The 22,312-nt window shown below is 54.7% G+C and carries 22 protein-coding genes; 7 read left to right on the forward strand and 15 right to left on the reverse strand.

The window, feature by feature from the left end:
* Positions 1-58: 58 nt before the first annotated feature.
* Both ACQKLP_RS00150 and ACQKLP_RS00155 read right to left on the reverse strand, forming a co-directional pair.
* Complete coding sequence (locus ACQKLP_RS00150) at positions 59-505, reverse strand: hypothetical protein (protein ID WP_427318915.1); 447 nt, start codon at positions 503-505, stop codon at positions 59-61.
* A gap of 23 nt (positions 506-528) precedes the next feature.
* Positions 529-1,002: an META domain-containing protein gene (locus tag ACQKLP_RS00155; protein ID WP_427318917.1), complete on the reverse strand. Its 474-nt coding sequence runs from the start codon at positions 1,000-1,002 to the stop codon at positions 529-531.
* A 145-nt stretch (positions 1,003-1,147) separates the two neighbouring features.
* On the opposite strand from ACQKLP_RS00155, the gene ACQKLP_RS00160 reads away from it, so the two are divergent.
* On the forward strand, positions 1,148-3,289 hold the full coding sequence (locus ACQKLP_RS00160) for a S46 family peptidase (RefSeq protein WP_427318919.1): 2,142 nt from the start codon (positions 1,148-1,150) through the stop codon (positions 3,287-3,289).
* 72 nt (positions 3,290-3,361) lie between these two features.
* On the opposite strand, the gene ACQKLP_RS00165 is transcribed toward ACQKLP_RS00160, so the two are convergent.
* The 3 genes from ACQKLP_RS00165 to ACQKLP_RS00175 all read right to left on the reverse strand — a co-directional run bounded on the left by ACQKLP_RS00165 (position 3,362) and on the right by ACQKLP_RS00175 (position 7,259).
* The gene (locus ACQKLP_RS00165) at positions 3,362-4,660 is read right to left on the reverse strand and encodes a D-alanyl-D-alanine carboxypeptidase/D-alanyl-D-alanine-endopeptidase (protein ID WP_427318921.1); all 1,299 of its coding nucleotides are present in this window, start codon (positions 4,658-4,660) and stop codon (positions 3,362-3,364) included.
* Positions 4,661-4,827: 167 nt separating this feature from the next.
* Entirely contained in the window at positions 4,828-6,174 is a 1,347-nt protein-coding gene (locus ACQKLP_RS00170) for a Gfo/Idh/MocA family protein (RefSeq protein ID WP_427318923.1), read from the reverse strand.
* Positions 6,175-6,296: 122 nt separating this feature from the next.
* The gene (locus ACQKLP_RS00175) at positions 6,297-7,259 is read right to left on the reverse strand and encodes a formylglycine-generating enzyme family protein (RefSeq protein ID WP_427318925.1); all 963 of its coding nucleotides are present in this window, start codon (positions 7,257-7,259) and stop codon (positions 6,297-6,299) included.
* Positions 7,260-7,465: 206 nt separating this feature from the next.
* On the opposite strand from ACQKLP_RS00175, the gene ACQKLP_RS00180 reads away from it, so the two are divergent.
* Positions 7,466-8,404, forward strand: coding sequence for a hydroxypyruvate isomerase family protein (locus ACQKLP_RS00180; protein ID WP_427318927.1), 939 nt, complete (start codon positions 7,466-7,468; stop codon positions 8,402-8,404).
* Positions 8,405-8,574: 170 nt separating this feature from the next.
* Here the strand turns inward: ACQKLP_RS00180 and ACQKLP_RS00185 are convergent, their stop codons facing one another.
* The 5 genes from ACQKLP_RS00185 to ACQKLP_RS00205 all read right to left on the reverse strand — a co-directional run bounded on the left by ACQKLP_RS00185 (position 8,575) and on the right by ACQKLP_RS00205 (position 12,331).
* Positions 8,575-9,459: an alpha/beta hydrolase gene (locus ACQKLP_RS00185; protein ID WP_427318929.1), complete on the reverse strand. Its 885-nt coding sequence runs from the start codon at positions 9,457-9,459 to the stop codon at positions 8,575-8,577.
* A gap of 18 nt (positions 9,460-9,477) precedes the next feature.
* The gene (locus ACQKLP_RS00190; RefSeq protein WP_427318931.1) at positions 9,478-10,371 is read right to left on the reverse strand and encodes a YitT family protein; all 894 of its coding nucleotides are present in this window, start codon (positions 10,369-10,371) and stop codon (positions 9,478-9,480) included.
* A 35-nt stretch (positions 10,372-10,406) separates the two neighbouring features.
* Positions 10,407-11,546, reverse strand: a complete 1,140-nt coding sequence (locus ACQKLP_RS00195; RefSeq protein ID WP_427318933.1) for a formimidoylglutamase — start codon at positions 11,544-11,546, stop codon at positions 10,407-10,409.
* Between the two features lie 280 nt (positions 11,547-11,826).
* A complete protein-coding gene (locus ACQKLP_RS00200; protein ID WP_126248486.1) occupies positions 11,827-12,075 on the reverse strand; it encodes a hypothetical protein in 249 nt (82 codons plus the stop codon).
* A gap of 76 nt (positions 12,076-12,151) precedes the next feature.
* Positions 12,152-12,331 (reverse strand): hypothetical protein, encoded by a 180-nt coding sequence (locus ACQKLP_RS00205; RefSeq protein ID WP_427318935.1) that lies wholly within the window; start codon positions 12,329-12,331, stop codon positions 12,152-12,154.
* 107 nt (positions 12,332-12,438) lie between these two features.
* Between ACQKLP_RS00205 and ACQKLP_RS00210 the strand changes: the two genes are divergently transcribed.
* Positions 12,439-13,521 carry a glycosyltransferase gene (locus ACQKLP_RS00210; RefSeq protein ID WP_427318937.1) on the forward strand — a complete coding sequence of 361 codons (1,083 nt, stop codon included), beginning with the start codon at positions 12,439-12,441 and terminating at the stop codon, positions 13,519-13,521.
* 31 nt (positions 13,522-13,552) lie between these two features.
* Here ACQKLP_RS00210 and ACQKLP_RS00215 read toward each other — a convergent pair whose 3' ends face one another.
* Complete coding sequence (locus ACQKLP_RS00215) at positions 13,553-13,903, reverse strand: arsenate reductase family protein (RefSeq protein WP_427318939.1); 351 nt, start codon at positions 13,901-13,903, stop codon at positions 13,553-13,555.
* A 42-nt stretch (positions 13,904-13,945) separates the two neighbouring features.
* On the opposite strand from ACQKLP_RS00215, the gene polA reads away from it, so the two are divergent.
* The 3 genes from polA (at position 13,946) to ACQKLP_RS00230 (ending at position 18,670) form a co-directional block, all read left to right on the forward strand.
* A complete protein-coding gene (gene polA, locus ACQKLP_RS00220; protein ID WP_427318941.1) occupies positions 13,946-16,765 on the forward strand; it encodes a DNA polymerase I in 2,820 nt (939 codons plus the stop codon).
* Positions 16,766-16,922: 157 nt separating this feature from the next.
* Complete coding sequence (locus ACQKLP_RS00225; protein ID WP_427318943.1) at positions 16,923-17,447, forward strand: GNAT family N-acetyltransferase; 525 nt, start codon at positions 16,923-16,925, stop codon at positions 17,445-17,447.
* Positions 17,448-17,518: 71 nt separating this feature from the next.
* On the forward strand, positions 17,519-18,670 hold the full coding sequence (locus tag ACQKLP_RS00230) for an aminopeptidase C (RefSeq protein WP_427318945.1): 1,152 nt from the start codon (positions 17,519-17,521) through the stop codon (positions 18,668-18,670).
* Positions 18,671-18,971: 301 nt separating this feature from the next.
* Here ACQKLP_RS00230 and ACQKLP_RS00235 read toward each other — a convergent pair whose 3' ends face one another.
* Together ACQKLP_RS00235 and ACQKLP_RS00240 are read right to left on the reverse strand one after the other, a co-directional pair.
* Positions 18,972-19,445: a DUF6934 family protein gene (locus tag ACQKLP_RS00235; RefSeq protein WP_427318947.1), complete on the reverse strand. Its 474-nt coding sequence runs from the start codon at positions 19,443-19,445 to the stop codon at positions 18,972-18,974.
* A gap of 100 nt (positions 19,446-19,545) precedes the next feature.
* On the reverse strand, positions 19,546-20,163 hold the full coding sequence (locus tag ACQKLP_RS00240) for an L-threonylcarbamoyladenylate synthase (protein WP_427318949.1): 618 nt from the start codon (positions 20,161-20,163) through the stop codon (positions 19,546-19,548).
* Between the two features lie 110 nt (positions 20,164-20,273).
* Between ACQKLP_RS00240 and mtgA the strand changes: the two genes are divergently transcribed.
* The gene (gene mtgA / locus ACQKLP_RS00245) at positions 20,274-21,023 is read left to right on the forward strand and encodes a monofunctional biosynthetic peptidoglycan transglycosylase (RefSeq protein WP_427318951.1); all 750 of its coding nucleotides are present in this window, start codon (positions 20,274-20,276) and stop codon (positions 21,021-21,023) included.
* 138 nt (positions 21,024-21,161) lie between these two features.
* Here mtgA and ACQKLP_RS00250 read toward each other — a convergent pair whose 3' ends face one another.
* A complete protein-coding gene (locus ACQKLP_RS00250; protein WP_427318953.1) occupies positions 21,162-21,680 on the reverse strand; it encodes an AAA family ATPase in 519 nt (172 codons plus the stop codon).
* On the reverse strand, positions 21,677-22,300 hold the full coding sequence (pnuC, locus tag ACQKLP_RS00255; RefSeq protein ID WP_427318955.1) for a nicotinamide riboside transporter PnuC: 624 nt from the start codon (positions 22,298-22,300) through the stop codon (positions 21,677-21,679). The genes ACQKLP_RS00250 and pnuC overlap by 4 nt, the downstream gene beginning before the upstream one ends.
* Positions 22,301-22,312 lie beyond the last annotated feature (12 nt).

The following is a 22,312-nucleotide window of genomic DNA, read 5'->3' on the forward strand; positions in this document are numbered from 1 at the left end:
ATAGTAAGGGCGCCCCCGACCGGAGGCGCCCTTTTTTCTTATAGATACGCTACTTGTCCTAACGGAACAGTTCCTTGAAATCGCGCTTGAACTCTTGCCATTCGCTGTCGGCTTTCTTCAGCGATTTATCGAGCCCTTCCTTCGTTTTGTCCCAGGCATCCACCGTGGCGTTTTTCACGTCGTCCGCCGCTTTGGCGAGATCGGCCCGGGCGGCTTCCAGCTTGGCCTGCGCTTTTTTGCTTTTCGCGCTGCCGTCTTTTTTCAGCTCTTCGATGCGTACGTCCAGCGAATCCATTTTTTCCTTGATGGAGGCCGAAGCTTCGTCTTTCTGCCGCTGGAACCAGGCGCCGGCGGTATCCGCCTTCTGTTCGATGCCCTCCTGGATGGAGTCTACCCCTTCGTGGATCTTCGCGTTGGCGGAAGTATCCTCGCCGGTGGCGGCAGTTTTGTTCTGGCAGGCCGCGAAGATGGCGGCAACGCCGAGGACGATGAGGATTTTCTTCATATACGTTGATTTTTAAGTGATTATTATTGTTTTACCGCGGTAAACGTCGCTAAAACGGAATCTCCGCGCTGAATGCTGAGGATATCCTTTTCGATGGTGTATTTATTGGTGTTCTGCAGCGCCTGGCTGAAAGCGTTTTCCACGTTCAGGGCCGGGCAGGCCATTTGGGTGGAGATGATGTCGGACACGGCCAGCTCGCCGGTGGGCGTGGCCACGAATTTGCCGCCGAAGCCGTTGCAGCCCAGATGGCCGCGCACCTGCGACGAGGAATCCACGAACTGCATATAAATTTCTTTCCCCCAGTTGCTGGTGTCTTTGGGGCCGTTCACGATTTCCTTCAACACCCATTTGGTGCCGGAAAGCGGCCATGCGGGCGCCCCGTCTGTCGTAACGGCGGCTGCCGCGGCGGCGGAATCGGTACCCGATTGTTGTTGGGAACTCTGGCAGGCGGCCAAAATGGCGAGGGCGGCAAAGGCGGGAAGCAGTAACTGTTTCATGATAGTGGTTTTATGGTGTATTTGTTTTTCTTATCAATCATCAAGCCATTTTAACGCGGCGGCGCCTTCAATTGTTGACTTCCATGGCCGGTAAAGGCTATTATGAAAAAAATCGGTAGGTTTGGGCCCTTACAAAATCTAACATATGAAGAAAAATCTATTCCTGTTGCTGCTTTTGCTGTCTGTCAAGCTGGTAAGAGCGGACGAGGGCATGTGGCTCCCTTACTTGCTGGGGCCGCAAACTTATGCCGACATGGTGAAGAAAGGATTGAAGCTGTCGAAAGACCAGTTGTACAGCATCAACAAATCATCCATTAAAGATGCCATTATCATTTTCGGTGGAGGTTGCACGGGAGAGATCGTGAGCAATGAAGGGCTGATCTTTACGAACCACCACTGTGGTTATGGCGCCATCGCGTCTGCCAGTTCGGTGGAGCATAATTACCTGCGCGACGGCTTCTATGCCCGCAGCAAGCAGGAAGAGATCCCGGCCAAAGGGCTCTCCGTTCAGTTCCTCGTGCGTGTGGAAGACGTGACCGCCAAAGTGGAAGAAGCCATCAAAGGCACTACCCTGGCCGATCGCAACCCTAAGCTCCAGGCTGCTTACGGTGATATCGTGAAAGCCGCCACCGACGGCAACGGTTACGAAGCCAAAGTGGTGCCCATGTTCAAAGGGAACCAATATCTCCTCTTCGTGTACGAACGTTACACCGACGTTCGCCTCGTAGGAACCCCTCCCGAAAACGTAGGCAAGTTCGGCGGCGATACCGATAACTGGGAATGGCCCCGCCATACCGGCGACTTCTCCGTGTTCCGCGTATACGGCAACGCCAGCGGCAAACCGGCTGAATACGCTGCCGGCAACGTTCCCCTCAAACCGAAACACTTCCTGCCCGTTTCCATCAAAGGCGTGAAAGAAAACGATTACGCCATGATCTTCGGGTACCCCGGCGGCACCAACCGTTACGAAACGTCCTATGGCGTGAAACTGAAGACCGATGTGGAAAACCCCTCCATCGTCGGCCTCCGCGACATCCGCCTCAAATACATGTTCGAAGAAATGAAGAAAGATCCCGCCGTGAAGCTGCAACTCGCATCTTCCTACGCCGGCATCGCCAACTACTGGAAATTCTTCGACGGCGAAACCGCCCAATTGCTGAAGTACCACGTGTACGAAGAGAAACTGAAGAACGAGGCCGCCTTCCAGCAATGGGCCAAAGGCAAATCCGAGTTCGAGCCCGTGTTTGCGCAGTATGAAGACATTTACAAGAAATGGTCTCCCTACGCAAAAGTCCGCCTCTACCTCATGGAAGGCATCCTCGGCTCGCCCCTCGCCGCTTACGCCAGCTCCCTCGCGCAGCTCGAAAGCACCATCCTCAAAAATGGTGACATCAAAGCCGCCGCCAACGCCGCAGACCAGGCCCGCACCAATTTCCTGAAAGACGAGAACAAACCCTCCGATCAGAAAATCCTCGCCGCCATGGCCATGCGCTATTACCAGGATATCCCGAAAGACCAGCACCCCATCGGTTTCTACGAAGGCCTGAAATCTTTCGGCGACCTGAACGACGAAAAAACCTATCGCACCTGGGCCGCCAACGTGTTCAACAACACCATCATCTTCAACGACGCGAAATGGAAAACGTTCATCAGCCAGCCCGATGCCGTTACGTTGCAGGAAGACCCGGCATACGCCTACGCTTCCGCCTTCGTGAAGAACTACGCCTCTAAATACGCGCCGATCTACGCCCAGTTCACCGCGCAAAACAACGAGCTCGGCCGCCTCTACCTGAAAGGCGAAGCCCAGCGCACGCCCAACGCGAACCGCTACCCGGACGCCAATTTCACCATGCGCCTTTCTTACGGCCAGGTGAAACCCTACTCCCCCCGCGATGCCGTGGCTTACGATTACGTAACCACGATCGACGGTGTGATGGAGAAATATAAACCCGGCGATTACGAGTTCGATCTGCACCAGAATTTCATCGACCTCGTGAAGAAAAAAGATTTCGGCCAGTACATCGACGCGAAGCGTAAAACCCTCGTAGTTGGCTTTATCACCGGCAACGACATTACCGGCGGCAACTCCGGCTCGCCCGTACTCAACGCCAACGGCGAACTGATCGGCCTCGCGTTCGACGGTAACTACGAAGCGCTCAGCCACAAGATCCAGTTCGATAAAAATTACAACCGTACCATCAACGTAGACATCCGCTACGTGCTGTGGTGCATCGACAAACTGGGTGGTGCCAAAAACATCATCAACGAACTGAAAATCGTGAAATAGGATTTCCGTTCCGAACATAAAAAATCCCGGCAAGCGTAACGTTTGCCGGGATTTTTGTTTTCCGGGAATGCGTCAGCCGGCGTTGGCCGTGCGCACGAGGAATTTTTCCACCGCGCGGCGCACCGTAGCAGAAGAATTTGCGTTATGGTTGTTGACGAGCACACTGAAAATGAGCGTCTTACCCGACTTGGTGATCAGGTATCCGCTGAGTGCCACCACGCCGCTGAGCGTACCGGTTTTGGCATAGAGCCGGTTAGGCAGCGCCTGGTAGTAATTTTTCAACGTGCCTTTTCCGCCGGCGGGAAACAGCGGAAAGAGCCGTTCCTTCGAATGATTTTTATACATTTTATCGAGCACGGTAACGAAGTCGCGGGGCGTGAAAAGATTGTAGCGCGACAGGCCCGAACCATCTACCCAATTCGGCGGATGCGGAAGGTCGGAAAGCAGTGAGTCCAGCAAATACCCGATCAGTTTCCGGGAATCGATCGCGTCGTATTTGAGGGAAGATGCCATCATGAGGATTTGCTCCGCGAAGAAGTTATCGCTGCGGTGCATCATGGGTTGGAAAAGGGTATCTGTAGGGATGGATTTCAGGACCGTTCCGTTCAAAGGCGCGGTGGTGGCCATGATGCGGACGGGCTTGCGGATCGTGTCTTGCAGGCGGCGGGCGAGTTGGGAAATATTCCCGGTGATGAAAGGCACTTCGAAAGTCTGCTCCGCGTGCACATCCGACCGGATGTGCAGCGTGAAGAGGTTCTCGCGCTCTTCCCGGTCGGCCAGCGCTTCCGCGGGCGGGCGTTCGTAAATGAGCTCTGTGGGGAATTCGGGCGTCATGGAATAACTGGCGCCTTTCATCCGGATGCGGGCAACATTGCCGTACATGGGCCATTCATTGAGCTCGGGCTGGTAATAATCCGCATAATCGCTCCAGCCCCATCCCGGCCCGAAACGTTTATTCTTGATGACGGCGGGTTGCAGCCAGATGTTCTTCCCGGTTTGGGACAGCATGTCCAGCACGCGCTGGGCGGTAAAATCGGGATGAAGGAACGAGGGGTCGCCCGTTCCCTGGACATACAGCGCCGTATCGTTTTCCACGTACCGCATCCCCGGCAACGAATCCCCCAGCAACTGCAAACCCGCAAACAGCGTGAAGATCTTCGTGTTCGACGCGGGCACGAAAAATTTATCGTCCTGGTATTGCAGCCAGTATTTCTTTGTGGCCGGATCGTAAATGCTGATGCCTACATGCGCGCTCTTCAGCTCTTTGATCAGCAAAATATCTTCCTGCGCCCAGGCGCGCAGGTTCTTCGGTTGCGCCACTGCGCCGAGGCTCAGCAACAGGGCGATGGCTCCCGTGAGGTACGATTTCATGTCCTGAATATAATCAATTTGAAGAAGGATCGCTTTCCATGGATGGACAGTTTCCGTAACCGGAACCGTTATTTACATGCCTCCATTTTACCCGCGGACCGCAAAAGAAAAAGGCGCACCCGGCATGGGTGCGCCTTTCAGATATCGCAGCCTTTTCACTTGCGTGATCAGGAGAAATAGCGGGTGATACCGGGCTTCGCGTATGCGTAGTGGCCGCTTGCATCCGGGAGTACCGGCGGCGGCGCGTCGAACGCATATTTGGCGGGTTGCAGGTTGATGCCGGATTTCAGCGCCTTGTCCCACTCGATCAGCTGACCGGAATAGGTGGCCATACGGCCGATGATGGCGGAAAGCGTAGCTTCTGCACCGCGTTGCGCGTCCTGGAATTTATACTGGCCGGCGGCGATGGCTTCGAACAGCTCATCGTGCTCTGCCTGGTACGGACGATTGTGCATTTTACGGTCGAACTGGTAAAGCGTTTTTCCTTTATGGTCAACGATCTGGCCACGGTCGCAGAAGATGCGGCCCTTGGTGCCTACGATCTCCTCGTCTACCTTGCTCACGGAATCTTTCCAGTGGCGGCATTGGCTGTTCATGACAACGCCATTGTCGTACCGGTATTCCACGAAGTGGTGGTCGAAGATTTCCCCAGCTTCCGGACCGGTGCGGATGGCGCGGCCACCCATACCTACGGCGTTTACGGGCGTTTTACCCATGAACCAGTTGCCCACGTCGATGTTGTGGATATGTTGTTCTACGATATGATCGCCGCAGAGCCAGTTGAAATAGTACCAGTTACGCATCTGGTATTCCATTTCGGTGTATTCGGGCTTGCGCTCGCGCACCCAGAGGGCGCCCTGGTTCCACCAAACCTGGATGGAGGTGATGTCCCCGATCATACCGTCTTTCAGGCGCTTGTACAATTCGCGGTAAGAGGTCATGTAGTGGCGTTGGAGGCCAACAACCACATTGAGTTTTTTCGCTTTCGCCTTTTCCGCGGTTTCGAGCACTTTGGCGATGCCGGCGGGGTCTGTGGCCACGGGTTTCTCCATGAACACGTGCTTACCCTGTGCGATGGCTTCTTCGAAGTGGATGGGGCGGAAGCCGGGAGGCGTGGTGAGGATCACCACATCCGCCTTGGCGATGGCTTGTTTGTATCCGTCGAACCCAACGAATTTATCGGCTTCGGCCACTTTAACGCGCTCGGGCGTTTTTTTCATGGACTCCACGATCTCGTTGTAGCTACCATCGAGCCGGTCGCGGAAAGCGTCGGCCATGGCAACGAGCTGAACGTTCTGTTTGGTGCTGAGCGCCTGCACTGCGGCGCCCGTTCCGCGGCCACCACAGCCGATCAGGGCTATCTTGATGACACCGGCGGAGCCTGAGAAATAATTGGTCTGTGCTGCTTGCGACAGGTAAGGCGCGGCCATGGCGGCGCCTGCGAGGATAGAGGATTTCTTTACGAAGTCTCTGCGAGTTTGATCGTGGAATGAAGAGCGTGTTTCCTTTTCCATGTTTGGTAATTTACCGGACGCCTGCCGGCGCCGTTGGTGAAAAAGTATAATGAAATAGACAATAGCCTTATAAAGTACGGATTATCCCGCGAAAATCCATGTGGTGACAGAGATTTGACGGATCAGCGCGCGCCTACGAACTGGTCGATCATTTCGGCGAAGAACTTCTCCGCTTCTTCTTTGGTCGGCTGCTGAACGGGGCGCACAATGCGGAACCCTACGAAAGGCGCATCCGCGTTCCACCATTTGCTTTTCGGGATCTGCGGGTCGCGGTCGTTCCAGGCGATGTCGGACATCAGGCGGGAGGCGCTGCGCGTAGCGGCGGGGGCATCCATATAGTTACCGCCGCGTACGGTACGCGGGGTTTTGTCTGTCGGTTTCAGCCAGGGATTGGCAGCGTCAACGGTTTTGTAAGCCTCCGGTTCGTACTGGTCCATCGTCCACTCGCCCACATTGCCGAGCATATCGTAAAGCCCCCAGGCATTGGGTTTCAGCTCACCGACCTTGTGGTATTTATCTTCGGAATTGCTGGCCGTCCAGGCATATTCCTTCAGTTTCGACGCATCGGCACCGAAGGGATAAGCGGTCTTGGAACCCGCGCGGCAGGCATATTCCCATTCTGCTTCGGTGGGCAGGCGGAAGAAAACGCCGGTCTTATTGTACAGCCAGCGGCAATACATCAGCGCGCCGTATTGGCTCATACTGTTGGCGGGGAATCCGCCGGACTTGCCCATACCGAGGGTCAGGTCGATGTAGGGCGGACTGGGCCGGGTCATGCCATCGGGCAGCGGGGCCTTGTCCTTGTCTTTGTCCGCATAGAGGTCGTACTGGTCGAACGTCACTTCATAAGCGCCCATCCAGAAAGCATCTATCTTCACTTTCTTCTGCGGCCCTTCGTCTGCGTTACGGCCTTTTTCGGAAGCGGGGCTTCCGAGGAGGAATTCTCCGGCCTTCACCGGCACCATGCGGATGGTAACGTCGCTGCCCTCGATCTTCTGATCGTAGGCCTCGAAAGGTGTAGTTTGTGCATGAACGGCGGCAGAACAGAGGCCCCCGATCAGGAATAACGCGGTTGTCCTTTTCATCTAGTTGGATTACAATAAAAGCGTGTGAATTTATCGATTTAGGGGCGGGAATGCAATATTTATTTTATGAACGTCAAAAAATAAAGATAGGCGTTGCATGAAATCGAATGAAATCCCCGTTCATCTATTTTTTATTCAATACATATGGATTTCCTTATTAAAAGCTATAAATTTCGCCTTCGCTAAGTCATTTTAAAATACACGCTATGGAAAGAAGAAGCTTTTTACAACAGTCGACCCTCGCCGGCATCTCCGCCCTGACCTTCGGAGGCGCTACCGCGCTGGCGGGCTCCGCCAAAGGGGCCGAAAAAGACAACACCGCCGCCGCGGGTAAAACTTTCAATCTCGATTACGCACCGCACCAGGGGATGTTCAAAAACTCCGGCGGCGAAGATTTCCTCGACCAGATCCGGTTCATGCACGACCAGGGCTTCAGGTCGATCGAAGACAACGGCATGCTCGGCCGCGACACCGCCCAGCAAAACAAGATCGGCGACCTCCTCGCCAAACTGGGCATGCGCATGGGCGTGTTCGTGATCGACGGCGGCGAAAACTGGAAAGTTTCGCTCACCACCGGTAAAAAAGAACATCTCGACGTATTCCTCAAAGCCTGCGAACGCTCCGTAGAGCTCGCCAAGCGCGTCAACGCCAAATGGGCCACCGTTGTTCCCGGCTTCTTCGAGCGCCGCACGCCCATCGGTGTTCAGACCGGCAACGTGATCGACGCGCTCCGCGCCGGCTCCGAAATCCTCGAAAAAGGCGGTCTCACCATGGTGCTCGAGCCCCTGAGCGATACGCCCGAGCTCTTCCTGCGCACCTCCGACCAAACGTACGAGATCTGCCGTGCGGTAAACAGCCCGTCCTGCAAAATCCTTTTCGATATCTACCACATGCAGCGCAACGAAGGCAATATCATCAACATGATCAACCATTGCTGGAGCGAGATCGCTTATGTGCAGATCGGGGACAACCCCGGCCGCAACGAGCCCGGCACCGGAGAAATCAACTACCGCAACGTGTTCAAACACCTCCACGAAAAAGGCTATAAAGGGGTGATGGGCATGGAGCACGGCAACGCCAAACCCGGCAAGGAAGGGGAAGCCGCACTGATCAAAGCGTACCGCGATGCGGACAATTTCCTGTGATCTTTAGTGAATTGGTTTATAACGTCCCGGTTTGCCTCGGCAGGCCGGGATTTTTTTATGCGCGTCCGCCAATAGCCAGTAAATGCCTTCCGGTAAACCGTTTTTTTGCCTTTATCCACAAAGAAAGCCCTCACAGCCAGGCTGTGAGGGCTTCTATCGCGAATGGAAGTTTACTTTTTGAAGAGCATCCCGTTGATCCAGTTCACCACGAGGCCGGGCCAGGTGTTGAGCACCGGGTCATTCGGGGCCATCCCGAACCCATGTCCGCCATGGTCGTAAATATGCATGGTGGCGGGAATGTTGTGCTGCAGCAGCGCTTTGTAGAAAACGAGGCTGTTTTCCACCGGCACGCCTTTATCGTCGCTGGCGTGGATGAGCATGGTGGGCGGGGTTTCGGCGGTGACGCGGTTTTGGGTGGACAGCGAATCCTGTTTTTCCTTCGGCGCGCCCGCTCCCAGTAAATTATTGGCGGAGCCCGCATGCCGGAAGCTTTCGCTGAGCGAGATCACCGGGTACACGAGCACGGAGAACGCGGGCCGCGAGCCGAACCGCTCATGCGCCGCTTTCCCCTGCGGATCGGGCGCGATGTGCATCGTAGTGAGCATCGATGCGAGGTGCCCTCCTGCCGAAAAGCCCAGCACGCCCACCTTTTCGGGATCGAAGCCCCAGGATTTGGCTTTGCTTTTCACGATGCGCATCGCCAACGTCACATCGTTGTACTGCGCCGGAAAAGTGGACCCGGGCTGCGGACCGCCGTTCAGCCGGTAATGCAGCACGATGGCGTCGAAACCGTTGGCGTTGAAGAATTCGGCTACGTCTTTCCCTTCGTGGCCCAGGGCCAGGTTGGTGTAGCCTCCGCCGGGGCAGACGAGCACGGCGGCGCCGTTTTTCTTGTCGCCCGGAGCGGGATAATATTCGATGTGGGGAACGTCGTTGATTTCCTTTCCGCCCAGGATCTTCCATTCCGGATGGTCCGGGTACAGGTTGATGCGTTCCTGCGCGGTGGCGTTGATGGCGGCGATGGTAAGCATGGCGGCGATGAGTGACTTTTTCATGCGTGGAATGTTTCGCGTTTAATGTGCGCCCGCCCGGCGCTTGATCATGCCGCCGCGGGTGTCGTTGATATTATGTTGCACAATAAACGCTTTTTCGTCGATCTTTTCAATCTCGTCGATGACCTTATGCACTTCCAGGCGGGTCACAACGGTATAAATGATCTCGATCTCATTGTCCACTTCTCCCCTTTTTCCGTACCCGCTTTTCCCTTTAAAAACCGTCACGCCTTTTTTCAGTTTGAGTGTCAACGTCTTACGTATCAATTCCGCTCTTGGGGAAATGACGGTCAGGGCGATGTATTCTTCAAAACCCTGGATGACGAAATCCACTGTTTTCGAGGCAGACAGGTAAGTGAGCATGGCGTACAGCGCGGTTTCCACGTTGATGAGCACGGCGGCCACCCCGAAGATGAGGACGTTGAAATACATGATCACTTCGCCGATAGACAGTACGGTTTTCCGGGAAATCCACAGGGCGAGCACTTCGGTGCCGTCGAGCACGGCGCCGCCGCGGATAGACATGCCGATGCCGGCGCCGAGGAAGAACCCTCCGAAAATGGCGATCAGTAATTTATCCTGCGTCAGTACCGGAACTTTGATGAGCGCCAGCGCCGTGGCGAGCCCTACGATGGCCGCGATGGTTTTTAGCGTGAAGAGGCGCGACAGTTGTTTGTAGGCCAGCACGATGAAAGGCGCGTTGATGACGATCAGCAAAACGGAGATCGACCAACCGGAAAGGCGGTTTACCAGCAGGGAAATACCCGTTACGCCGCCGTCGAGGAACCCGTTGGGCAGCAAAAAGGCTTTCAGGCCGATGGCGGCCAGCAATACGCCGATAGCGATGAGGGTGGCGTCTTGCGCATTCTGGATGATATTGATGCGGGCGAGCCTGGCTCTGCGGGGATGCGTCACATGATTTGCTTGAACGTTACCCTAAAAATAAGGAATTACAGGCGTTCTTGGCTACGGAGCCAACGCTCGGGCAGCTCGTTGTTGCTGGCCATGAGGTAATCCGAATAGGCGCAGGGAACGAAATTCTTGTCGGGCAGCTGCATCCACCAGCGGCCGGTTTTCTTGCTCTTCAAAAACACGGTGCTGATATCGGCGCCGGCGATGTGGAACTCCAGGAAAGCTTCGCGCTCGTTGAGCTGGGCTTCCTTGTTGCGCACATGCCGCCCGTCGAGGAAATACCAGAGCATTTGCGAGATCTGCTTGGCCGTGAGGTTGTCGCGGTCGCGGGAAGGATCGTATCCGTAAATACCGTAGGTGGAAAGGTTGTTGCTCATCCCCGCATAACGGGAAAGGGCACACGCTTCTTCGCCGGTGAATCCGTTGGGAGACAGGGAGTGCGACGGTGCGTCGGTATGTTTGATCATGCAGACGTCTACCGAGAACAGGTCTGTATTCCGCAGCACGGGCTCGATCTCTTCGATATTTTCGCGCACTTTCCCGAGGCGGTAGCAATCGAACCGGAGCTTGTCGAGCGTTTCGAGCATGCGGGGTTGCACGAAATAGCTCTGGAAGCCGATGTGGTTGTAGTGGCGGATGTAGTTGGGCTGTTCCATGAACATATCGAGCAGGAAGCGCTGCGATTTCATGGGAGAAGTTTCCTGCAGGTCGATGAGGGCATCGGCTACGCTGACTTCGATGATATACTTTTTGCAGGCGTAGGCCTGGTATTGCGCGTAGGTGAGGTCGTGGCTGCCGCCGAGGATGACGATGGTTTTGCCGGCGTCTATCAGTTCGGTGAGCACGGTTTTGAGGGCGGCGTAGGCATCGGCCTGGGAGCGCCCGGGGAGGAGGTTTCCGGCATCGGCGATGCGGAGATCGCGGTGCCAGAGGAAGAGGCGGTAGAATTCTTTCCGGATAACGTCGGGTGCGGGTGTGGCGGAGTTGCTCCGTCCGTTGCCCCGTTCGTCGCCGGCGCCGAGGAAAATGACATCGGCGGCGTCGAGGTTGGGGAGGTGGCCTTGTTCGTAGCTGTCGATGATGTTCCCGACCTGGAGGTCGTCATATTCTTCATCTTCGTTCAGTTCCGATTTGGAAACGGGCGACAGGTAATCTTGCAGGTGCGAAAAGTCTATCATCACAACGGATATTATTTGTGCGCAAACCTACAACAAGAATTTTACAAATCGTGCGGTGGCGCTGTTCAGTTCATGAACGGCATGGGCAGGACGGGGAGCCGCCGGTGAGGCGGTCCTGGAAATGAAATAGTGAGGTGGAAATAGTTACCGGAGACAGTTTTGCGGACCGGTTCGAAGATGACTCTCTGCGTATTCACTTACTACTGAACAACGGGATGAACGTTGATGATCTGGCCGGGGAAGGAAGGCCTTTCCGGAGTGGCGGGCTGGATACGTGCCCTTAATTTTTGTGGATAATGAACTCAAATGCCTTCGGCTCCTTGCGGAAGAACGCGCGCTCCAGCACTTTGCGCTTACTGGTAACGCGATGCTTGTTGCAGTCCGCCACTTCGGTGGCGGCAGCCAGGAAATCCATCGTTTCTACCAGTGATAGCATATCGCTGATCTGCTTCACCTCCTGCTGGATCTCTTGCTCATTATAGCGGTCTTCGTGCAATAAAATGAGTAAATCCCTCTCTACAGGCTTCATGCTAATTAGGTTTGATTGTTTTCGCTGTTGTTGACATCCATGTTTTCAATAACGTGCGCACATGGTAAGATGTGCTTCAAGGTAAAGGTATAGGTGAGATATTCGCTAGTGCCGCATCCGCCCCTTCTGCATCGGCGGGCAGCCGCAATCGTTTTTCTTCAGCACACTGCAACCTTGCCACGTTAAACTGGCCATCGTCAAGAAAATGAAAATCCAGGAAATCCTTTTCATCATCGAAAATTAAAATGCTCGTCAAAATTGCTAGTCAGTCGGGCGGGAAGTTTACCTTTTCTTAACAATGATCATTTCTAAATTAAACTAATTTCGCAATAAATTCTGAAATATTTGTCCACAAATCCCACTGTGCAAAAAAAAGTGCTGGTGGTACCCCTCGATTGGGGCCTCGGCCATGCCACGCGCGACATTCCGCTGATTCGTGAACTCTTAAACGCTGGTTGCGTGGTAGTTATTGCGGCCGAAGGAAAGCACGCCGCACTGCTCTCCCGGGAATTCCCGGAAATCACCATCCTCCCCCTTCCCGGATACCACATCACATATAGCAAAAAAGGCCTCTTTTTCGGCGTCAAAATCCTGCGCCAGGTCCCCAAGATCTGGAAAGCCGTCCGCCACGAACAGGCCTGGCTGCGCAAAACCGTTGCCGAGCACGGCATTTCCGCCGTCATCTCCGACAACCGGTTCGGCCTTTACCATCCAGACATCCCCTGCGTCTTCATCTCCCACCAGTTGCTGATCAAGACGCCCTTCGGCGGTGTCACCGAGCGCATTCTCCAGCGCATCAATTACCGGTATATCAATAAATACTCCGCCTGCTGGGTGCCCGACTTCCCCGGAACGCACAACCTCAGCGGCGTGCTGGCCCACCCTGCCGAACTGCCCAATAACACCACCTACCTGGGCTGCCTCTCCCGCTTTGAGCCACAGCCGGGCGTTTCCCGGAAATACGACGTGCTCGCCCTCATTTCCGGACCCGAACCGCAACGCACCCAGCTGGAAACCATCCTGAAAGAACAGCTCCGCCAGATACCCGGCATCAAAGCCCTCATCGTCAGCGGAAAACCCGACCAGGCCAGCGAAGAAGCCACCGCGCCGGGGATCTCCCAGGTCAGCCACCTGGGCGCGGCCGACCTCAACGCCGCCATGCAGGCCAGCGATATCGTCATTTCCCGGTCCGGGTACACCACCCTGATGGACCTCGCCAAGCTGAACAAAAAAGCCATCCTCATCCCCACCCCCGGCCAATCCGAACAGGAATACCTGGGAAAACACCTCATGCAGGAAGGCTATTTCATCAGCGTACCGCAACACCGGTTCCGGCTCCAGCAGGCGCTCAACGACGCAAAAACATTCCCCTTCCGCACTTTCGGCCGGCCGGAAGACATGAACGCGTACAAATCGATCGTCCGCCGCTTCGCAGAATCACTTTAGGGAAATGTATAATTTGTGACCGATTAACGGATCAGAGCGCGCTTTTCAGCGTCGCCACGGTCTTCGCGTCGTTCCCGATAAAAATTTTACCGTTCACGATCGCCACCGGTCGTTTCAGAAAAGTATATTCTTCGAGGATGAGATCGCGGTAGTCATTTTCCGACAGCTCCTTTCCTGCCAGGCCGCGCGCCTTGTACTGCATCGACCGGCGGCTGAACAGCGATTCGTAACTGCCGGCCAGCGCGTGCATTTCTTCCAGTTGTTCCGGCGTAATTTTTTCCTTCTTGATGTCTTGCAATTCCGCTCCTTTCGCCACCGCTGCCGTTTCTTCGAGGATACGGGCGCAGGTGCTGCAGGTCGACAGGTAATAAATCTTCTTCATCCCGTAAAATTAGGAATTATGGGAATTGATTACTTTTGACGAATGAGCAAAAAACTCTTCTTATTGGACGCAATGGCGCTTATTTACCGCGCCTACTACGCATTGATCCGGAACCCGAGGCTCACCAGCAAGGGAAAGAACACCAACGCGCAGTTCGGGTTCACCACTACGTTAATCCACCTCCTCAACAAGGAAAAACCCACGCACATCGCCGTGGCTTTTGATACGCACGCGCCTACGGAGCGGCATACTGATTTCGCCGACTACAAGGCCAACCGCGAAGATGCGCCTGAAGACCTGCTCGCGGCCCTGCCCGACATCAAGCGGATCATTGAGGGATTCAACATTCCCGTGCTGGAGCTCGACGGGTACGAGGCAGACGATATCATCGGCACCGTTGCCTGGCAGGCCGCGGCCCAGGGCTATTCCGTATACATGGTTACGCCCGACAAGGATTACGGCCAACTGGTAAAAGATAATGTTTTCATCTGGAAGCCGCCCGCGCTTGGCAACAAGGAAGAAGTGATGGGCCCGAAGGAAGTTTGCGAACGCTGGGGCATCAACGATGTGGCCCAGGTCGTGGATATCCTGGGGTTGATGGGCGATGCGGTAGACAACATCCCGGGGATTCCCGGTGTAGGCGAGAAAACCGCCACCAAGCTGCTTTCCGAATGGAACACCCTCGAAAACGTTATCGCCAACGCCGATAAAATTCCCGGAAAGCTCGGTGAAAAAGTGCGTGCAGGCGCCGATTCCGCCATCCTGTCCAAAAAACTGGCGACGATCATCACCGATGTGCCGGTCGAATTCCATGAAGAAAACTTCTGCTGCACGGAAATCCACAAGGAGAAACTCACGGAAATCTTTTCCGAGCTGGAATTCAAAAGCCTCGGCAAAACGATCCTCGGCGATTCGTTCAACGCCCTGGCCGGTGATCCCGGAAAGCCCGCCCAGCAAGATCTCTTCGGCAATCCCACCGAGGCCCCCCAGGCCGGAAGCGCCCTCGCGCAACAGGCGGAAGCCATCGAAGGACCGGGCCTCGTCGCCGATAAAAATATCGATAACACACCGCATACCTACCACCTCGCCGATACGCCCGAAAAGCATGCCGCACTGGTAGCCCAGCTGATGAAAGCACCCATCATCAGCTTCGACACGGAAACCACCGGCACAGACGCAAATGCGGTAGACATCGTGGGGATGAGCTTCTCCGTGAAACCGGCCGAAGGCTGGTACATTCCCCTGCCGCCTGCCCGCGACGAAGTGCTGCAGATCCTCGAAACGTTCCGCCCCGTTTTTGAACGGACGGACGCGGAGTTCGTGGCGCAGAACGCGAAATACGACATGATCGTCCTCAAATGGTACGGCATCGAAGTGAAAGGGAAATTGTTCGACACCATGCTCGCACATTACCTCATAGAGCCTGAGGGCCGCCGCTCGATGGACCTCCTCAGCGCCCAATACCTGCAATACGCGCCGGTTTCCATTGAAACGCTCATCGGCAAGAAAGGCAAGAACCAGGGCAATATGCGCGATGTCGAGATCGAAAAGATCAAGGAATACGCTGCCGAAGACGCCGACATCACTCTTCAACTCAAATCCAGCTTCGAGCCGCTGTTAAGCGAACGTAATGTGGCCAACGTGTTTTACGACATCGAGGCGCCGCTCGTGCAGGTGCTGACGGATATGGAATTTGAAGGGGTGAAGATCGATACACAAGCCCTCGCCGATTATTCACGCGAGCTGGAAACCGAGATCCGCAAGGCGGAAGAAAGCGTGTTCCAGCAGGCAGGGGTCCGTTTCAACCTCGGTTCGCCCAAACAGCTCGGCGAAGTGCTGTTCGAAAAGCTCCAGCTCGATCCCAAAGCCAAGAAAACCCGCACAGGGCAATACGCTACCGGCGAAGACGTGCTGGCCAAACTTTCCGCCAAGCACCCCATCGTGGAAAATATCCTCGTCTACCGCGAACTGAGCAAGCTCAAATCTACTTATGTAGACGCGCTGCCGACGATGATCAATCCGCGCACCAACCGGGTGCATACCTCCTACAACCAGGCGGTGGCCGTGACGGGGCGCCTCAGTTCCAACAATCCCAACCTGCAGAATATTCCCATCCGCACGGAAAGAGGGCGCGAAGTGCGCAAGGCGTTCGTGCCCCGCAGCGAAGAATTCACCCTTCTTTCCGCCGACTATTCGCAGATCGAACTGCGCATCATCGCAGCCATCAGCGGCGATCAGAACATGAGCGACGCATTCCGCAACAACCTGGATATCCACACCGCCACAGCGGCCAAAGTATATGGCGTGGAACTGGCGGACGTAACGTCAGACATGCGCCGGAACGCCAAAAGCGTCAACTTCGGTATCATTTACGGCCAGAGCGCCTTCGGTCTCAGCGAGAACCTGGGCATCCCGAGAAGTGAGGCCAAAGCATTGATCGACAACTACTTCGCGCAATACCCGGCCATCAAGCAGTATATGGAAGACCAGGTGAAATTCGCGCAGCGGACCGGCTACGTGCAAACGCTCATGGGCAGGAAGCGCTGGTTAAAAGACATCAATTCCTCCAACGCCGTGGTGCGTGGTTTCGCGGAAAGGAACGCCATCAACATGCCTATCCAGGGTACGGCGGCGGACCTCATCAAACTGGCGATGATCTCGCTGCACAAAACCTTCCGGGAACATAATTTCCGTTCGCGGATGATCCTGCAGGTGCATGACGAGTTGGTGTTTGACGCGCATAAAGACGAGGTAGACCTCGTTAAACCGCTCATCATCGAAGGAATGCGCAACGCCATGCCGCTCAGCGTGCCGATCGAAGCCGAGATCGGGACGGGCAGGAACTGGCTCGAAGCGCATTGACCCATATTGAAAAATCAGCAGACCTAACTAATACAAAGCCGGTACGGAACGGCGTTCCGTACCGGCCACAGTGAACAAAAAAACAGCAACGTCGCCCTGCTCCTGCATGCAGGCCGCACCCCTTGCATATCAGCGAATCGTTTACTAGTTTTCACTTATGATCCAAACCTCAAGGTTACAATTGTTACCCTGCACGTTGCAATATTTTGAAGCGCTTTTGCATGGGAATGAAGCATTAGCCCAGATTTTGGGAATAGATGTGCCGGAACAATGGACAGAATACCCTGAAATGGTATTGGTGGCCTACGACAAGTTGCGCAACGATCCTTCCTTACTGGGTTGGTTCTTTTACCTGGCGGTCCACAAGGCCGACAATCGCCTGATCGGCACCGCGGGCTTCAAGGGCCGGCCGGATACGGATGGCGCGGTGGAAATCGGGTACGAAGTCTCCGGCCCCTACCGCGAGCAGGGATACGCCACTGAAATGGCGGAAATCCTTATCCGTTTTGCATTCAGCCATCCGTACGTGTCGAAGGTGATCGCGCATACGGAAGAGGAATATAATGCCGCCGTGAAAGTGTTGCAGAAATCGGGGCTTCGCTTCGCCGGGGAGATCAACGGCCGGGAGGCCGGGGAGCTCTGGCGCTGGGAAATCTCCCGGGAGCAATACCTGGGGGGCTGACCGCTCATCCATACCGCGCAGCGCCGTTTCCCGCCGATCCCCTACATTTGTCGCCTAAATCTGCAATCAACATGAGCATGAAGAACTGGATGATGGGGGCGGCGATGCTCGCCGGCACTTCCGTCATGGCGCAAACAATGCCGCTCACCAACAAAGCGGGCAGCGAATACAAATTCACCATCCTCAAAAGCCAGGATGCCTTCGCGGTACAAAACCAGGGGCAAACCGGTACCTGCTGGTCTTTTTCCGGCCTCTCCTTTTTCGAATCCGAACTTCTCCGCACCGGTAAAGGCAAAGACCTGAACCTCAGCGAAATGTTCGTGGTCCGCAAAATGTATCCCCTCAAAGCCGCCAATTACGTGCGCATGCACGGAAAAGCCAACTTCGGCGAAGGCGGCGGTTTCCCCGACGATCTGCTCTGCCTCCGGAATTTCGGTCTCGTACCGCAGGAAGCGTACGACGGCAACCGCGACAAAACTTACAACCACGCTGAAATGCTGGGCCTCCTCGAAGGCATGGTCAAAACCCTCGGCGACGCCAAAACGGTGAACCCGAACTGGCAAAAAGCCTTCACCGGCGTGCTCGACGCCTATATCGGCGCCACACCCGAACAGTTCCAGTACAAAGGCAAAAGCTATACCCCGCAAACCTTCGCCAAAGAGCTCGGCCTCAATGCCGACGATTACGTGATCGTTTCCTCCTTCAGCCACCACCCGTTCTACGAACAGTTCGTGCTGGAAGTGCCCGACAACTGGAACTGGGAAAAAGTTTACAACGTTCCCCTGAACGAATTCACCCAGATCGCCGAGCAAGCCGTCCTCAACGGTTACACCCTCGCATGGGCAGCCGATGTGAGCGAAAAAGGATTTTCTTTCAAAGATGGCCTCGCCATCGTACCTGAAAAAGACTGGGCCGACTATTCCGACGCCGAGCGCCAGGCGCTGTTCACCAGGCCCGCGAAAGAAAAAACCATCACGCAGGAAAACCGCCAGCTCGGTTTCGACAATTTCGAAACGCAGGACGATCATGGTATGCACATTACCGGCCTGGCCAAAGACCAGGAAGGCAAGAACTACTTCATCGTGAAGAATTCCTGGGGCGCCAATAACGGCTGCGGCGGCTACTTTTACGCTTCCGTTCCTTATTTCGCCTACAAGACCACCTGCTTCATGGTGAATAAAAAAGCCATCCCTGCCGCGATCGCGAAGAAAATGGGCATTTAATTACCTTATATAGCAGCAACGTAGTTTTTTACAGGGCGCCTCCGGATGGGGGCGCCTTTTGCGTCACGCCATTGCCTTCAGTAACTGGCAACCTAAATTCTCAATCTGAGCGGCAGGCACCTGCCGGTCGTTTTTACGGGCCGATTCACGCAGCAACCTCGATGTAACCTTTCCCTTTCCCAAATCGAAAACCCTGAAATACTTCATTGCATAGGCATGCTTTCTGCGGAACAAAGTCCCTCTCGCCCTTTCCAATGCTACTACCCATTTGGGAAGCGCCAGCCTCCGGCTTTTTCGTCTTTCATTTCTTCTCATTAGATAGATTCTTTTTAGTATAAACAATGAATCGGTCCGGTTCTTCTCCATTGCCGGGAACAAATGGTGTTTCTACCCTAACTTCGCCTACAACCTTTACGCATCTGATCTCGTATTTTTCCGAGAATCGATGGAAATATCTTGTGAGGATCATGCTGTATATCCGGACGCGTTGCGGCGTACTCCCCGTGAAATACAACACAGCACCAGGGCTCCTTACCAGAAAATCCTCCATCACTTTTATGACGGTAGCAAATACCCGCAAAAGATCTCCGTTATTCGTCTCGGATAAATCGTCTATGTAGCCGTCATCTCCGATATCCCCGAAGCCAACATTATAATACTGGTCATGCGTATGGTAGAATTCCACACTTTTGCGAACAGAGCCCCGGCTCCCTTCACTCTCAAAATCAAATTGATTTCCGCCGCGCGGAATTAATTTGTACGGGTCAACAGTCAATGAAAGTTCGTTTCGTGCAATAACGCGATTGCCGAAATACGAAACTTTTTTACAGCGATTTATTTTACCGAGAATTTCTCCGAAAATCGGAGATCGCGCGTCAGCTAACGGCTTCCCAATCCCCCGCGCCCTCGCGCACCACCATCGGCTCCGGGCCGGTACAGTCTACCACGGTAGACATCAGCACACCGCCAGGACCGCCATCCACCACGATATCCACCAGCTTGCCGAATTTGTCGTGGATGATTTCGGGATCGGTATATTCTTCGACGTATTCGTCGATGGGCAACGACGCACTCATCACCGGGTTCCCCAGCTCTTTCACCAGCGTCCGGCAAATAAGATTGTCCGGAACGCGGATACCGACCGTGTCGCGCTTCGTTTTCAGGAGCTTCGGCACCTGTTTGCTGGCCGGCAGAATGAAGGTATACGGCCCCGGCAACGCCCGCTTCAGGATGCGGAACAGCGGCGTATCCACACTTTTGGTATAGTCCGTAAGATGGCTCAGGTCGTAACAGATGAAGGAAAAATGCGATTTTTTAGGGTCGATCCCCTTGATCCGCGCAATCCGCTCCACCGCTTCGGGCTTGAAAATGTCGCAGCCCATGCCATATACCGTGTCTGTCGGATAAATCACCACGCCGCCGTCGCGGAGGCATTCGATGATCGTTTTCAGGTTCCGGGGATTCGGATTTTGCGGATGCAGTTCTAGTCTCATGGGCCTTCCTTTTTATTATTAACAATCTTTCGCGGATCAATGTTGGCGGGTAAATTACAACCGTATCCATAATCTTGCTAACTTTCCGCCCTGTTTCGAAATCAAACCGGATGAAATTAAAAGGAATCGTCCCGAGAACATGGAAAATCATCAAAAGGGTTTTTCTTATTCTCTTTGTAGCACAACTGTTATACATCGTCATGCTCCGATGGGTGAACCCGCCCGTCACCATGACCATGATCGGCAGCTGGTTTTCCCTCATCGGTACCGATAAATCTTTTCATCGCGATTATGTGGACCTCGGCGAAATGTCGCAACATGTCAAACTGGCCGTTATCGCAAGCGAAGACCAGTTGTTCCCGGATCACGACGGTTTCGATTTCAAATCCATCGAAAAGGCGCTCAAGCATAACCAGAAAAGCAAAAAGATCCGCGGCGCCTCCACCATCAGCCAACAGGTCGCCAAAAACGTTTTCCTCTGGCAGGGCCGGAGCTGGGTGCGCAAGGGACTGGAAGTTTACTTCACTTTCATGATCGAACTGTGCTGGAGCAAAAAGCGCATCCTGGAAATGTACCTCAACGTGGCCGAAACCGGTGAAGGCATCTTCGGTGTGGAAGCCGCAGCGCAGGTGTATTACAAAAAACCGGCATCCAACCTGAACCGCGAAGAGGCCGCCATGATCGCCGCATGCCTCCCTAACCCCGTCAAATACACGGTTAATCCCCCCGCACGCATCACCGCCTGGCGACAGAAACGCATCCTCCAGCAAATGCGCAACCTCGCCGGAGATCCCGACATTTCCGAGCTCATCACGGAGCCGAAAACGGTTAAATTATCCTCGAAAGAAGCCGAAAAATAGCCTTAATCGGCTGCAATACCGTATTTGTGTATTTCTTCCCCTAATTTTTTTAGCGGCATTTTGAAAATTTCTGCGATTTGTGTCAAATCGCCAAAAAGCCTGCTGACGCGGGTTTGATGGCAGAAGAGATCCGCAGCGTTATCCCAGCATCTCCGGAATGGCTGCCACCGATGTTTCCAACCGCTGATTATGATCTCCGCGGACGTCGGCCCAGGGAACGCCCGAATTGATGACGATATCGCGGTAGATATTATAATAATACAGCCGTTCTTCGGGGAGGGGGTGTTCGCGGAGGGGATCGTCTTCCCAGGGAATATCGATATACGTGAGCAGGTAGCCGTGGTATTTCCGGACGGCGATCTGTTCGAGGATGCGCGGGTCGCATTCTCCGTACTTCGCTTCGCTCCAGACTTTGATGACGTAAAGATCGGTGTCGCAGACGATGAAATCCTTCCCGCGGGCGGCGGCTTCATCTTCCGCCGCGAGCTGCCCCTGCGCGATGTGCCAGAGGTCTTCCCTTTCATACGGCCGGCCCAGCGATTCGAGGTAGGCCCGCGCGAACTCGGGGACCCACTCCGTTTTGTAGAAGGCCGCCAATTGCTGGCTGAGGGTACTTTTGCCCGTGGATTCCGGACCGATGACTACGATTCTCTTCACGCCTGTTCGTTTAGTTGTTCCCGGTAGATGCGGCGCCAGTGGAAATATCCGTTGACGGCCACGATGAACAAAATTACGGTTAATACCGCAGTCGGCGCAAGCCCTTTATACAGCAGCAACGGCACCGCGATGAAGTTCGAAACGTTCAGCATCACCCAGTTTTCGATCTTCCGCTTCGCCAGCAGCCACATCCCGCTCCAGGCCGTGGCAGACACGAGCGCATCCAGTATAGGGACCGTACTGTCGGTAAAAGACCGCAACACCCACCAGATGAAAACCCATCCCACCACAACGATCCCCAGCGCGATCTGCCAGTCGCGGCGGCTCATCCACGAAATCCCCACCGCATCGTGCCCGTCTTTCTGCCGCGTCCAGTTATACCAGCCGTACACGCTCATAATGAAATAATATGCGTTCAGCCCGGCTTCGGCATACAAGCCCACGCCGGGTTTGGCGAACAGGTAAGTGAAAAACCCCGTGCTGACGAGCCCCGTCGGGTACACCCACACGCTATTGGCCCGCGAACAAAACACGCTCACGATACCGAAGATCACGCCGGTAGCTTCCTGCCACGACATCTGCAGAAATCCGTCTATCACCTGCTGAATAAATCCGTCCATATACAAAATAAA

It is taken from the genome of Chitinophaga sp. NPDC101104 (genome assembly GCF_050277495.1).
GTDB lineage: Bacteria > Bacteroidota > Bacteroidia > Chitinophagales > Chitinophagaceae > Chitinophaga.

Bases quoted from the DNA above. Each gene is read 5' to 3' on its own strand.
- ACQKLP_RS00150 (WP_427318915.1), bottom strand. From the start codon at position 505: ATGAAGAAAATCCTCATCGTCCTCGGCGTTGCCGCCATCTTCGCGGCC.
- ACQKLP_RS00155 (WP_427318917.1), bottom strand. From the start codon at position 1,002: ATGAAACAGTTACTGCTTCCCGCCTTTGCCGCCCTCGCCATTTTGGCC.
- ACQKLP_RS00160 (WP_427318919.1), top strand. From the start codon at position 1,148: ATGAAGAAAAATCTATTCCTGTTGCTGCTTTTGCTGTCTGTCAAGCTG.
- ACQKLP_RS00165 (WP_427318921.1), bottom strand. From the start codon at position 4,660: ATGAAATCGTACCTCACGGGAGCCATCGCCCTGTTGCTGAGCCTCGGC.
- ACQKLP_RS00170 (WP_427318923.1), bottom strand. From the start codon at position 6,174: ATGGAAAAGGAAACACGCTCTTCATTCCACGATCAAACTCGCAGAGAC.
- ACQKLP_RS00175 (WP_427318925.1), bottom strand. From the start codon at position 7,259: ATGAAAAGGACAACCGCGTTATTCCTGATCGGGGGCCTCTGTTCTGCC.
- ACQKLP_RS00180 (WP_427318927.1), top strand. From the start codon at position 7,466: ATGGAAAGAAGAAGCTTTTTACAACAGTCGACCCTCGCCGGCATCTCC.
- ACQKLP_RS00185 (WP_427318929.1), bottom strand. From the start codon at position 9,459: ATGAAAAAGTCACTCATCGCCGCCATGCTTACCATCGCCGCCATCAAC.
- ACQKLP_RS00195 (WP_427318933.1), bottom strand. From the start codon at position 11,546: ATGATAGACTTTTCGCACCTGCAAGATTACCTGTCGCCCGTTTCCAAA.
- ACQKLP_RS00200 (WP_126248486.1), bottom strand. From the start codon at position 12,075: ATGAAGCCTGTAGAGAGGGATTTACTCATTTTATTGCACGAAGACCGC.
- ACQKLP_RS00215 (WP_427318939.1), bottom strand. From the start codon at position 13,903: ATGAAGAAGATTTATTACCTGTCGACCTGCAGCACCTGCGCCCGTATC.
- polA (WP_427318941.1), top strand. From the start codon at position 13,946: ATGAGCAAAAAACTCTTCTTATTGGACGCAATGGCGCTTATTTACCGC.
- ACQKLP_RS00225 (WP_427318943.1), top strand. From the start codon at position 16,923: ATGATCCAAACCTCAAGGTTACAATTGTTACCCTGCACGTTGCAATAT.
- ACQKLP_RS00230 (WP_427318945.1), top strand. From the start codon at position 17,519: ATGAGCATGAAGAACTGGATGATGGGGGCGGCGATGCTCGCCGGCACT.
- ACQKLP_RS00240 (WP_427318949.1), bottom strand. From the start codon at position 20,163: ATGAGACTAGAACTGCATCCGCAAAATCCGAATCCCCGGAACCTGAAA.
- mtgA (WP_427318951.1), top strand. From the start codon at position 20,274: ATGAAATTAAAAGGAATCGTCCCGAGAACATGGAAAATCATCAAAAGG.
- pnuC (WP_427318955.1), bottom strand. From the start codon at position 22,300: ATGGACGGATTTATTCAGCAGGTGATAGACGGATTTCTGCAGATGTCG.